Below are 12,755 nucleotides of genomic sequence, written 5' to 3' on the forward strand. Positions count from 1 at the left end.
TGTTGTAGCAAAATAATTTAAACCAAACTATCAGTATGTTAGCTGTAGCGGTGTTGGCTTCTCTCGGCTCCTTAGGTCACATACTGATGTATGCTCCCTAAGATATCCTCGTTTGCCGCCTTGCTACAACACGAACTATTTTGAATAAAAAAGTGATGTTGTAGCAAAATAATTTAAACCAAACTATCAGTATGTTAGCTGTAGCGGTGTTGGCTTTTCTCGGCTTCTTAGGTCACATACTGATGTATGCTCCCTAAGATATCCTCGTTTGTCGCCTTGCAATAATATTCTTCATATTTCGAGTTGTAGCGGTGCTGGCATCTCTTAGCTACCTAGGTCACATATTGATGTACGTTCTCAAGGATATCTTCGTTTGTCGCTTTTCTATAATTCAATCTATTTTGAATCTTTATAAGTAGAACTGATATTTTTAATGTATAAAATCAATGGATTATAGCTTTTAATAGTGCGTTTTATATCTAGCTTATAATAGCAAGGGGCTATTTAACCATAAAATTGCGTCATAAGGGTAGGCAGAATAAGTAAAAATGGGTCATTAACGCAAGGAATGGTAAATGAAAACGGCGGGGGAAACCCCGCCGTTTAGGCATAGTTATCATCAGTAACTAGAAAAGTTATCTGACGAGAGCTATAACAGTATCGCTTGAAACAATAGGATCAACAGACATCATCACGCTCAATGAGGTTATAGCTACGATTGAGAAGATGAATAATTTTCTAGCCCAAACACGGTCGTCATTTTCGGTTTTAAAACCGGAAATAGCCATACCGAGCCACCACAGGCTAACTGCTGCACCTACGATTAAATACTTATAGCCCGCATATCCACTGATAGCTAACATTAGTGTTGCGACCATGAATGCTAGGATATATAGGAAAATATGTGTCTTAGCGACAGATATTCCCTTGATAACCGGTAACACAGGAATGTTTGCGGCTTTATAATCCTTGAAGCGGAAAATAGCAATGGCATAAGAGTGAGGCATCTGCCACAAGCTGAAAATTAATAGCAGGATCAATGCACCTGTATCAAATTCATTTGTGACAGCGCAGTAGCCGATAACTGGTGGTGCTGCACCAGATAGACTACCAATCAACGTGCCATAAACTGATTTACGTTTCATATAGAGGCTATAAACGCCTACATAAACAATGAAACCGATAACTGCAAGTAGCATTGCCAAAGCATTGGCTGCTACAAGTAGTAGCAGCATACCCGCAATACCTAATACAGTTGCGTAAATCAGGCTAACTTTCGGGTCAATCAGCCCTTTAACTAACGGGCGATTCTTTGTTCTTTCCATGATACGGTCGATATCACGGTCGATGTAGTTGTTAAAAACACAACCAGAAGCCACGACCAGTGATACACCCAGCAAAGTCGCAACGAACAGCGGGTAATCTATCGAGCCTTTAGAGGCTAATAAAAAACCGCCGATCACAGAAATCAAGTTTCCGAATATAATTCCTGGTTTGGTCACTTGCAGGTATTGCTTAAACATATCGGCAACTCTTTAGTCGAGCATCATATTGATGTTCAGGTTGTACATAATCCACAGCGAGCCGACAACAACAATGCCGACAATTAGCATGGTGAACAGAAATGCAACCAGGTTCCAACGCTCATCTGATGAGGTATTCATATGTAAGAAACATACTAAGTGAACCAGTATTTGCACAACTGCCATGCCAACAACAGTCCAGAGGATTGTTGATGTTGACGCCGTGCCTTCCATCACCATCCAGAACGGAATGACGGTCAGGATAACTGATAGAATAAAGCCAATCAGGTATGTTTTAACGCTACCGTGGCTTGCTCCAGTGTGAGCATCTTTTGCATGACTCATTTAAATAGCCCCCAGAAGATAAACAACGGTAAATACACAAATCCAAACCACGTCTAAGAAGTGCCAGAACAGGCTTAGACAATTCAAACGTGTTTTGTTTACATCAGTCAGTCCACGACGAGTAACTTGGATCATCATGATAATAATCCAAATGAGACCCGCAGTTACGTGTAAACCATGCGTTGCAACTAGTGCAAAGAAGCCAGATAAGAAACCGCTACGGTCAGGACCAAAACCTTCAGCAATCAGCTCATGGAATTCATAAACTTCCATGATAACGAAGCCAAGACCTAACAAAAACGTTGCAAACAGCCATAAGTTAACGGCAGCAATCTTACCTTTATGCATCGCAATCATTGCGAAGCCATAAGTGATACTACTTACCAAGAGTAAGAAAGTTTCGCCTAATACGAACTTCAGACTGAAGATATCTTTACCAGCTGGACCGCCAGCAGTTCCATCGGCCAAAACAACATAGGTAGCAAACAAACAAGCAAACAGAATCAAGTCGCTCATGATATAGAGCCAGAAACCGAATACTTTTGTTCCACCTGCATCGTGGTGCCCATGCTCAGCATGGGCGATATTTTGGTTAGTCATTGTATTAGTTGACATCGTTCACACCTGCCTTACGTAATTCTTCAAAGTGCTTATTCTCGATTTCTTCGATTTCAGCCACAGGTACGTAGTAATCAACATCTTCGTCGAAGCTTTTTGCAATCCAAGTTACGATCATTCCACCGAAACCAATGATTGCCATCCACCAGATGTGCCAAATCATTGCGAAACCTAAAATCAAGCTAAATGCGGCGATAATAACGCCTGCGCCTGTATTTTTCGGCATATGAATTTCTTCATATGAAGTTGGTTTCTTATGAGCAAGACCTTTTTCTTTTAGATCCCACCAAGCATCACGAGTTTGAACATGTGGCTCAATCGCGAAGTTATAGAATGGTGGTGGAGAAGAGGTTGCCCACTCAAGAGTACGTCCACCCCATGGGTCACCAGTTAGATCACGGTTTTCATGGCGGTCACGGATACTCACAATGATTTGGATAACTTGACATGCAATACCGAGTGCGATTAAAGCAGCACCGCCTGCGGCAACGACTAACATTGTATGATAAGTCGGGTCAATATTCTGGCTTAAGCGACGGGTCATACCCATAAAGCCCAGAATGTATAACGGCATAAAGGCTAAGAAGAAACCGATGATCCAGAACCAGAAGGCACGAACACCCCATTTCTCATTCAGCGTGAAGCCGTAAGCTTTCGGGAACCAGTAAGTCATACCTGCGAAGCACCCGAATACTACACCGCCAATGATAACGTTATGGAAGTGGGCAATCAGGAATAAGCTGTTGTGCAGAACGAAGTTTGCACCAGGTACGGCTAACAGAACGCCGGTCATACCACCTACAGAGAAGGTGATGATGAAACCGATAGTCCACAGCATTGGAGATTTATATTCGATACGGCCTTGGTACATAGTAAACAGCCAGTTGAAGATCTTAACCCCTGTTGGGATTGCGATAATCATCGTGGCGATACCGAAGAAGGCGTTAACGTTCGCGCCTGAACCCATCGTAAAGAAGTGGTGCAACCAAACGATAAAGGACATAACGGTGATAACGATTGTTGCCCAAACTAATGAGGTATAACCGAATAAACGTTTTTTCGAGAAAGTTGCTGCAACTTCAGAGAATACACCGAACACAGGCAGAACAAGGATATACACCTCAGGGTGACCCCATGCCCAAATCAGGTTGATGTACATCATCATGTTGCCGCCCATATCGTTGGTGAAGAAATGGGTACCTAAATAACGGTCTAACGTCAGAAGAGTCAGCGTCACAGTTAAGATAGGGAATGCAGCAACAATCAATACGTTAGTACATAACGCAGCCCAGCTGAATACAGGCATTTTCATCATCGACATACCCGGCGTACGCATACGGATAATAGTTGCGATGAAGTTAACCCCTGTTAATAGTGTACCAATACCGGATATCTGGAGACTCCAGAGCCAATAATCGACCCCGACCCCCGGATTGTACTCCAAGCCAGATAGTGGCGGATAAGCTAACCAACCTGTTTGTGCGAATTCACCTACCCCTAAAGAGATGTTGATAAGAACAACACCGACTACAAAGAACCAGAAGCTCAATGAGTTAAGGAATGGGAAGGCAACGTCGCGTGCACCAATTTGCAGAGGTACAACGAGGTTCATCAGACCGACAACAAATGGAGTTGCCATGAAGAAAATCATGATAACGCCGTGTGCGGTAAAGATTTGGTCATAGTGATGAGGGTTTAAGAAGCCCTCTTGGCCAGCAGAAGCAAGTACTTGCTGACCACGCATCATAATCGCATCCGCAAAGCCACGGAACAACATGACCATAGCGACAATGATGTACATGACACCAATTTTTTTATGGTCAACAGAAGTCAACCATTCTTTCCACAACCATTTCCACTTACCAAAGTATGTAATCGCACCGACCAGTGCGAGTCCACCAAGGACAATACCAATCAGTGTGACAACGATAATTGGCTCATGGAGCGGAACTGCATCTAGTGTTAATTTTCCGAACATGCCCTTATTCCTCAGCGCCTGCTGCATGAGCACTGTGGCTCATTTGCATTGAATTGCCTGTAGTTTCTTTATGATCAGTCATTGAATGACCTTCATTTTCTACAGGAGCGTGACCTTTATGGTGCTCATGACCAAACTTCAGAACGATATCTTCATAAAGTTTAGGTTTCACGCTTGAGAAGTAGGTAACAGGAACGTTCATGCTTGGCTTAGCGACTTCGTCGAACGCCTGCATGGTATCCATTGTTTTAGGAGAAGCTTTTACCTTTTGTACCCACTCATCAAAACCTTGGCGGTCAGGAGTTGCAATAGCATTAAACTTCATATCAGAGAAGCCATGGCCACTATAGCTTGCAGAGAAGCCTTTATAAGTACCTGGTTCATTAGCGATTAAGTGAAGCTTAGTTTGCATACCCGCCATCGCGTAGATTTGGCCACCTAATGATGGAATGAAGAAAGAGTTCATCACCGAATCTGACGTGATTTTGAAGTTGACTGGCACACCCGTAGGGAATGCAATTTCGTTAACTGTAGCAATACCTTGCTCTGGATAAATAAATATCCATTTCCAGTCAGCCGAAATAACTTCGATTGTGACAGGTTCCTGATCACTAACTAATGGCTGATATGGGTCCAGCTCATGTGTTGTTTTCCAAGTAATAGTACCTAGAATAATGATAATGATGATAGGAACAGTCCAGCAGACTAACTCTATTTTATTTGAGTGAGCCCAGTTTGGACGGTACGTAGCTGACTTGTTGGATTCACGATATTTCATAGCGAAGATGATCGTCATGAAAATAACAGGAATAACAACAAGAAGCATTAAGCCAATTGCAATAAGAATTAGCTCTTTTTGTTTAACGCCAACGGCGCCTTTTGGATCCATCAACACCATATCGCACCCACCTAATAATAAGGCAGCTACAACGAGTGAGATTGCTCCGATACTTTTTTTGTAGTTCATAAGTCTCATCCACGACCCCAAATGACAAAGATTCTAATTGTCGTTTCATCAGTGCGGGCATTTTACGGTAAGGTTATGCGAGTGTAAATGATTGTAAGGCAAAGAAACGGAATTGTTAGCTCTTTATGTTAATATGATCACATGTAAAGAACTTATAAAGAAAAAGTTAAAATTGATACGTATTATAAGTATATATTGATAAAAGCCCGCTAATACTAAATTATCTTAGTAATTATTCAAAGAAAAATATATACAAAAGAAGCATAAAAACAAGCGAACTGATATGAATGATAAGTAAAATGCTAAGGGAAGTTACGGTTTTTATTGCTGATAAAACCATTTTTATGGTTTTATCAGCAAAACAGTAAAGAAAAATTATTACTTTACTGATAAAAAAAGAAAAATAATTAAATGCTAATGCAATTTTCTGGAGCGCGTTAGAATGTATACTTTAATGTATAAATGATTGCATCTTGGTAAAAAGTATCCCCTAACTTATTGTCAGCATAGCGATATTGCACACCCGCAGATAAGTGCTTGGTTGCATTCCACCAAAAAGCGACCGCCCCATTTATGCCATCGCGTTTGCCACCGTTATAGCGTTTATTTCTTGCAAATTCCATTTCGTGCCAGTTGGTGATCATAAAGTTTTCTTCTAACACGTTGAAATTATAACCGGCAACCCAACCTGCGACATAGCCATTATTTCCGGAATAGAATGTTTGGTCTGTATAATTCAATGCGATAAACGGTTTAAACCACAAGTCACCAAATGCGGTGTTATAACCGATACCATATAGCGTATTGACGTCATGGAAGTTGCCACCATATTTAGCTCCCGGCAATGACCAAGTTCCATAAACATGACCATACAAATTAAAACCCGTATCACCTAAATAGTAACGACCAGTTGTTTTAATGGTATAGCGGCGATTACGTCCGGAATCGGTGTGCTGAGAGTGGAACGGGTTTTCTAGATCAAAAAAACCATATAATTCACCCCAATTAAAATTAGCTCCTCCCTCTAATTCAATATAAGCAAAGTCTTTTTTACGCGTAGTCGTTTCTGTTTTTGTTTCAGTACGATGTGACCAATCTAAATAGTTTACATTGATATCAGCAAAGCCATTTTGATAGCCAATAAAATCGTCAGAATATGCCGTTCCGGCTATAGATGCTAAGGTTGCTATGCAAATGATTTTTTTCATAATAGATTATTTTCGTTTAATGATTAATAAGGTTGGGTTGTACGCTATCTGTTAACGCATTAGACAGTCCGCCTTTAACTTGTGATATATTAGTCTTTAAAATTGCAATTAAGAAATATATTTCAGTGTTATGGTGATCGTAATCACGATATTGAGTTGGATTTAGTTAAATTTGCTATTTGGGTCTAATTTAATCAACAGATCAGATTCCCTAAACTAATAAGTTCTATTTAGGGAATTGATTTAATGGATGAGGGGGATTTAATGAAGGACTAGGATTGAGACGTTTTACGGACAGCTAGAAAATCTAAGCTACCACCTATAATTAAACTGATAGCGCCAATACTAATACCTGTATTAAATATTAGATTTTGATAACTAGGGAGAGCCAACCAAAACTCAATTTGTGTTGTAAATAAATACAGTTTCATGCCACTAAATGAGAACACAAGTAGCGAAAGCAGCCAAATAGATAGAAAACTGACCGCAGTAATTAGAGCATATACGGCAAAGCGGTAACCTTTGGCATATAACTCACGGCGCTGAAATAAGCCTGTAGTCTGTGTGTAAACCAAAGAGGTTCGGCAAGCTAATAATAGTAAAACCCCAGGAACAGCCACACCAATTGAAATTAGGTAGAAAAGCGGCCAGCCATAATTACTGACAAAAATACTAGCAATTGGCCCAATATATACACGCCCTACAGCAGAAAGCGCTGAAAGCAGTGCAAATTGCGTTGCTGACAATGATTTATTACACAATGTCATTAACAGGGCAACAAATGCAGCTGTTCCCATACCAGAGAAAATATTTTCAAGAAAAATAATTGAACCCATGGTGAGAATGTGTGGAGGTGTGATTGCTAAAAACCAATACCCTATATTTGACCCGCCTTGCAGTAACCCAAAAAGAAACAGAGCCTTAAATAAGCTCATGTTTTTCATTAGGTACCCACCTAAAAGCGCCCCAATAATGGTTGCTGCCATCCCAACCGTTTTATTGACAGTGCCAACCTCACTTAAGCTAAAGCCTAATGCATTCAATAAAAAGTTAGTATTCAACGCCATTACAAAGGCATCGCCGAGCTTATAAAACACTAACAGTAATAAAATCAGCCAAGCATTGTTGCGGCTAAAGAATTCAGCTAAGGGTTCGTAGATGGCTTTTTTTAGGGATGTGGGAGGAGCAGTATCTTCTTCAGGTTCTTTGGCTAGCAGTGTTGCGATAACACCAATAACCATTAACCCTGCCATCAGTAGGTAGAGTTGTTTCCAGGTTAAAAACTTATCGGCTAACCAAAGTGCAAGCCCACCAGAAACGAGCATGCTGATCCGATAGCCCATCACAGAGGTCGCAGCGCCAATTCCACGTTCTTCTGCACTGAGTAAATCGGTTTTATATGCGTCAAAAACAATATCTTGGGAGGCAGAGCAAAATGCAACAGTGACAGCTAACGCAGCAAGATACCATAAGTGTTCAGAAGGGTTCATGAAACCCATCGCGGCAATACTGATAATTAACAAAATCTGAGTTGTTAATAACCACCCACGGCGTCGGCCGAGGAATGGCGGGGTATAGCGATCCATCATAGGGGACCACAGAAACTTCAATACATAAGCTTGACCGACTAATGAAAAGAAACCAATGGTTCTGATATCAACATTTTCAACAGTTAACCAAGCCTGTAAAGTACCCGCAGTAAGTGCTAAAGGCAGCCCTGAGACAAAGCCTAAAAGAATTAAAGTAATATTATTGGGTAGTGTAAAACGAGGCATAATCCCCTCTAGGCCTAATGTTATATTGCTGCAATACATTGACTGGGGAGACATTGCACTGCGGAGCTAGTCGCCGCGCTAGGCTACCCAAGTCATGGTGATTAAAACTTGGATAGCTTAATACGTTATAGTGTAGATTGCCCGATTAATAGCGTGAATTCTGTCTGATAAAATCGGTGATTTCTTGGTCTGTAGCCATATCTGCAATTAAATCAGCTAATGCACTATTGATAGCAGTTTCTATTTTGGCATTACTCGCAGCCAACAATTCTTGCGTATTAAAGTTGCGCGTGAATGAACGCGTTTTGGTCGAACCATTCGGGGCTGTAGCTATAATACTAACGCTAGAGTTGACGGTAATATTGTGGCGTAAACTGCCTTCAGCAACTTTAGTCTCTAATTTATTCAATTGAACCACTAAATTCACATTTGCAGGCGATGTCACCATGAAGCCGCGCGCTGCCATTTGTTTTTCTACTGCTTCTTGCATGAGGTAACGCGGGTCACGCGATGGGTTAAGCACGACTAAGCTACCATTACGATTCACTTCTGCTAAGGACTTATTAGTGCGGTTATCAACACTACTGACACTAATCGATGTTGCATTTAATGTCGGGTTTTTAGCAGGTAAAGCAATTTTCGGTTCAAGTGATAGCGTGTTGCTGCTAGTTGCACATCCAGCGAGCAGGAACAACGCAACAAGTGGAAAACACAGTTTTTTTAACATAATTTTTCCCAGTTCATCTTTCCTAATTGAAAATGTTTCGTTATGGTGCGGGTAGCCGTTATACAATATAGAATGTTGTGGTTTATTTTCCCTGAATGGTTAGACAACATTTTTTAAAAAAATTCGCACTAACGTATCGCTATCATAACATTGCCAAATCATAATCGGGTATTTCTATAATAAGAAGACAACATTAATTAAGATGTGCAATATAGTTTACTGAACTTACCAATACTAGAGAGAATCACAATTTAAGGAGTATTTTATGGTCGCTAATGCATCGCAAAGTATGCAAGATCGAGTGAGCCAAAAATTACAAACTGCTTTTGAACCTTCACATTTAGATGTGATCAACGAAAGTCATCAACACAATGTATTACCGGGTTCAGAAAGCCATTTTAAGGTAGTTTTAGTCAGCGATAAATTTGAGAATAAACGAATGCTTGCTCGTCATCGTGAAATTTATGCTATTTTAGCCGATGAATTAGCGGGGGGCATCCATGCTCTTGCTTTGCACACTTATACACAAAAAGAATGGGATGAGCTTGCCAATACGGCATTAAAATCGCCAGCCTGTCGTGGTGTTGGTGGAGTAAACCGGTAATTTTTAGTTTCAGTTAATAGACTGAAACTATTCTTTTGATAATTTATCATTCCTATGATGGGTTTGATGAGTATTTTTTCTTCAAATTTTGAAGGGAAATAAAAAATTTAGTCAGAAAAGTCACAAATAAAGAGGAAAAATCGCTTCTTTTCTCAGCTTTTCTCGACTCAGGGCGCATGCATCGGTATAATGCTGCGTCTAATTTTCAGTAAGGTTTCGGGACGCTTCTGATATCAGGGATGACCGTTATGAAAGTAACGCCCCCGGTTCTGGAAGGGAGACAGCCAATATGATTTAATGGCATAACTCTGGAGTAGACCGATCACTAAGATTTATTTTGAGGTAAGAAGATGCAAGTTTCTGTTGAAACGACTCAAGGCCTTGGGCGTCGTGTAACAATCACCGTTCCTGCCACTGATATTGAAAAAGCAGTAAATAGCGAGCTAGTCAGCGTTGCTAAAAAAGTGCGTATTGATGGTTTCCGTAAAGGGAAAGTACCAATGAATATTGTTAAACAACGTTACGGTGCGTCAGTTATGCAAGACGTTCTGGGCGATGTTATGCAACGCAACTTCATTAACGCTATTATTGAGCAAAAAATCAACCCAGCGGGTGCGCCTAGTTACAAACCAGAGCAACTCGAAGACGGTAAAGATTTTGTCTATTCAGTTGAATTCGAAGTTTACCCAGAAATCGAATTAACAGGTTTAGAAACGATTGAAGTTGAAAAACCGGCTGTATCTGTAAAAGATGAAGATCTGGAAAGCATGTTAGAAACTCTGCGTAAGCAACAAGCGGAGTGGAAAGAAGTTGAAGCAGCAGCAGAAGCTGATTCTCGTATCACTATCAACTTCACTGGTTCTATCGATGGTGAAGAGTTTGAAGGTGGTAAAGCAGAAGACTTCGCATTAGTTATGGGTGAAGGTCGCATGATCCCAGGCTTTGAAGAAGGCGTTGTTGGCCACAAAGCTGGCGAAGAGTTTGAGATTGAAGTTAACTTCCCTGAAGATTACCACGCTGAAAACCTGAAAGGTAAAGCAGCAAAATTTGCTATCGTTCTGAAGAAAGTAGAACAGCGCGAATTACCTGAATTCACTGAAGAATTCATTAAGCGTTTCGGTATCGCTGATGGTTCTTTAGATGGTCTGCGTGCAGAAGTTCGTAAAAACATGGAACGTGAACTGAAAAATGCAGTTCGTAACCGTGTGAAGGCTCAAGTATTAGAAGGCCTGATCAAAGCTAATGACATCGAAGTTCCAGCAGCGGTTGTTGATGGTGAAATCGATGTTCTGCGTCGCCAAGCTGCACAGCGTTTTGGTGGTGATGAAAAACAAGCGATGGAATTACCACGTGAACTGTTCGAAGAACAAGCTAAACGTCGCGTTGTTATCGGCCTGCTGTTAGGCGAAGTGATCAACAAAAATGAGCTGAAAGCTGACGAAGATCGCGTTAAAGCGCTAATCGAAGAGATGGCATCTGCATACGAAGATCCAGCTGAAGTTATCGAATACTATAGCAAAAACGAAGAGTTAATGAACAGCGTTCGTAACTTAGCTTTAGAAGAACAAGCCGTTGAAACTGTACTGGCGGTTGCTAAAGTGACAGAAAAAGAAACTAACTTTACTGAGCTGATGAACCAAGTTCAAGCTGGTTAATTTTTTTCTTGCTGTAGAAAATAAAAAACCCGTAGTGTGTTACTGCGGGTTTTTTGTCAATTAAAGCCGTTAAATTAACACTTTTGTGAATTTAGCTAGGTTAGCCTTGAAAATCACATTTAAACCCTAATTATATTATCTATACTTCAAGTAGCATGAATGTGCTCACTATACTTCAAGCTGTAATGTGGTTGATTATGTTTATACATACTAGTTACATACAAATGTGCACTCTAAGAGGCTGATTGGCTTGTGGTCTAGCTACCACGTGAATGATTTAGAGTATAGTTTTTGATTTGCGAAAAGCTTTAATTGAGATTTGAATTATTTTAAATAGCTTAACATTGAAGAAAGTGCTGATATCAGCCTAACGAGTTATTTCGCAAATTTTGAAAATCAGGTAAGGTTTTCTAATGGGATAATCCGTGTAACCTAATTAACTTGTGTTAAACTATTTTCAACAGCGTCTTGTTTACTGCAGCATATTTAGCTGCATTTTCTTCTTAATTTTTATCTGTGACGCGGTTAAATTTTAGCTAAACTAAAAATAAGAAGATCGCAACAGGTTGCAGGCACGGTCTTTTTTTAAGGCAGATGTTTTAAAGACAGTTGTTTGTGGCACGATCTCTGCTCTATATAGCGGACAGAAAGCAAATTAGGCGCAAGCACCAGAACGTTTTTAATAGGAGATTTCGATGTCACATTTTGGCAGTCAGGAACAATTAGCATCCCAAATGGCACTTGTGCCAATGGTCGTAGAGCAAACCTCCCGTGGTGAGCGCTCATATGATATTTACTCACGTCTATTAAAAGAACGGATTATCTTCCTGACAGGTCAAGTGGAAGACCATATGGCGAACTTAATCGTCGCTCAAATGTTATTTCTTGAAGCAGAAAACCCTGAAAAAGATATTCATCTGTATATTAATTCACCTGGTGGTGTGATTACAGCAGGAATGTCAATTTATGACACAATGCAATTTATCAAGCCTGATGTGAGTACTATTTGTATGGGGCAAGCATGTTCCATGGGGGCTTTCTTATTGACAGCAGGTACGAAAGGTAAACGTTTTTGTTTACCTAACTCACGAGTCATGATCCACCAACCATTGGGTGGCTACCAAGGCCAAGCGACAGATATTGAAATTCATGCTCAAGAAATCCTCAAAGTGAAAGCACGTATGAATGAGCTAATGGCTCAACATACTGGAAAATCTATTGAAGAAATTAACCGTGACACGGAGCGTGACCGTTTCTTATCGGCTAATGAAGCAAAAGAATATGGTTTAGTCGACCAAATTTATAGTAGCCGTTAATGGGTCAACTTTTGGTATAATTAGTTTATACCATAAACT

At 40.4% G+C, this 12,755-nt stretch carries 11 protein-coding genes; 3 read left to right on the forward strand and 8 right to left on the reverse strand.

Features of this window, described 5'->3' with window-relative positions; translation table 11 throughout:
- Positions 1-635: 635 nt before the first annotated feature.
- From cyoE to P3L56_RS04185, 8 genes are all read right to left on the reverse strand, one after another.
- Positions 636-1,523: a heme o synthase gene (cyoE, locus tag P3L56_RS04150; RefSeq protein ID WP_042846922.1), complete on the reverse strand. Its 888-nt coding sequence runs from the start codon at positions 1,521-1,523 to the stop codon at positions 636-638.
- A 12-nt stretch (positions 1,524-1,535) separates the two neighbouring features.
- Positions 1,536-1,868 (reverse strand): cytochrome o ubiquinol oxidase subunit IV, encoded by a 333-nt coding sequence (locus P3L56_RS04155; protein WP_042846921.1) that lies wholly within the window; start codon positions 1,866-1,868, stop codon positions 1,536-1,538.
- Entirely contained in the window at positions 1,869-2,483 is a 615-nt protein-coding gene (locus P3L56_RS04160; protein WP_042846920.1) for a cytochrome o ubiquinol oxidase subunit III, read from the reverse strand. It lies immediately after the preceding gene.
- Entirely contained in the window at positions 2,473-4,464 is a 1,992-nt protein-coding gene (gene cyoB / locus P3L56_RS04165) for a cytochrome o ubiquinol oxidase subunit I (RefSeq protein WP_042846919.1), read from the reverse strand. Before cyoB ends, P3L56_RS04160 begins: the two co-directional genes overlap by 11 nt.
- 4 nt (positions 4,465-4,468) lie before the next feature.
- Positions 4,469-5,440, reverse strand: a complete 972-nt coding sequence (gene cyoA / locus P3L56_RS04170; RefSeq protein WP_042846918.1) for a cytochrome o ubiquinol oxidase subunit II — start codon at positions 5,438-5,440, stop codon at positions 4,469-4,471.
- 428 nt (positions 5,441-5,868) lie between these two features.
- Positions 5,869-6,639 (reverse strand): outer membrane protein OmpK, encoded by a 771-nt coding sequence (locus P3L56_RS04175; RefSeq protein ID WP_042846916.1) that lies wholly within the window; start codon positions 6,637-6,639, stop codon positions 5,869-5,871.
- A gap of 272 nt (positions 6,640-6,911) precedes the next feature.
- Positions 6,912-8,414 (reverse strand): muropeptide MFS transporter AmpG, encoded by a 1,503-nt coding sequence (ampG, locus tag P3L56_RS04180; protein WP_042846915.1) that lies wholly within the window; start codon positions 8,412-8,414, stop codon positions 6,912-6,914.
- Between the two features lie 145 nt (positions 8,415-8,559).
- Complete coding sequence (locus P3L56_RS04185; protein WP_042846912.1) at positions 8,560-9,141, reverse strand: YajG family lipoprotein; 582 nt, start codon at positions 9,139-9,141, stop codon at positions 8,560-8,562.
- A 265-nt stretch (positions 9,142-9,406) separates the two neighbouring features.
- Here P3L56_RS04185 and bolA point away from each other — a divergent pair, with 265 nt between their 5' ends.
- From bolA to clpP, 3 genes are all read left to right on the forward strand, one after another.
- Entirely contained in the window at positions 9,407-9,745 is a 339-nt protein-coding gene (bolA, locus tag P3L56_RS04190; RefSeq protein ID WP_071547712.1) for a transcriptional regulator BolA, read from the forward strand.
- Positions 9,746-10,095: 350 nt separating this feature from the next.
- Positions 10,096-11,400 carry a trigger factor gene (gene tig / locus P3L56_RS04195; protein WP_042846908.1) on the forward strand — a complete coding sequence of 435 codons (1,305 nt, stop codon included), beginning with the start codon at positions 10,096-10,098 and terminating at the stop codon, positions 11,398-11,400.
- Between the two features lie 695 nt (positions 11,401-12,095).
- Positions 12,096-12,716: an ATP-dependent Clp endopeptidase proteolytic subunit ClpP gene (clpP, locus tag P3L56_RS04200; RefSeq protein ID WP_042846907.1), complete on the forward strand. Its 621-nt coding sequence runs from the start codon at positions 12,096-12,098 to the stop codon at positions 12,714-12,716.
- The last annotated feature ends 39 nt before the right edge of the window (positions 12,717-12,755 follow it).

Origin of the sequence: Providencia sp. PROV024, from assembly GCF_032709665.1 — a bacterium.
Lineage (GTDB): Bacteria > Pseudomonadota > Gammaproteobacteria > Enterobacterales > Enterobacteriaceae > Providencia > Providencia huashanensis.

Bases quoted from the DNA above. Each gene is read 5' to 3' on its own strand.
- cyoE (WP_042846922.1), bottom strand. From the start codon at position 1,523: ATGTTTAAGCAATACCTGCAAGTGACCAAACCAGGAATTATATTCGGA.
- P3L56_RS04155 (WP_042846921.1), bottom strand. From the start codon at position 1,868: ATGAGTCATGCAAAAGATGCTCACACTGGAGCAAGCCACGGTAGCGTT.
- P3L56_RS04160 (WP_042846920.1), bottom strand. From the start codon at position 2,483: ATGTCAACTAATACAATGACTAACCAAAATATCGCCCATGCTGAGCAT.
- cyoB (WP_042846919.1), bottom strand. From the start codon at position 4,464: ATGTTCGGAAAATTAACACTAGATGCAGTTCCGCTCCATGAGCCAATT.
- cyoA (WP_042846918.1), bottom strand. From the start codon at position 5,440: ATGAGACTTATGAACTACAAAAAAAGTATCGGAGCAATCTCACTCGTT.
- P3L56_RS04175 (WP_042846916.1), bottom strand. From the start codon at position 6,639: ATGAAAAAAATCATTTGCATAGCAACCTTAGCATCTATAGCCGGAACG.
- ampG (WP_042846915.1), bottom strand. From the start codon at position 8,414: ATGCCTCGTTTTACACTACCCAATAATATTACTTTAATTCTTTTAGGC.
- P3L56_RS04185 (WP_042846912.1), bottom strand. From the start codon at position 9,141: ATGTTAAAAAAACTGTGTTTTCCACTTGTTGCGTTGTTCCTGCTCGCT.
- bolA (WP_071547712.1), top strand. From the start codon at position 9,407: ATGGTCGCTAATGCATCGCAAAGTATGCAAGATCGAGTGAGCCAAAAA.
- tig (WP_042846908.1), top strand. From the start codon at position 10,096: ATGCAAGTTTCTGTTGAAACGACTCAAGGCCTTGGGCGTCGTGTAACA.
- clpP (WP_042846907.1), top strand. From the start codon at position 12,096: ATGTCACATTTTGGCAGTCAGGAACAATTAGCATCCCAAATGGCACTT.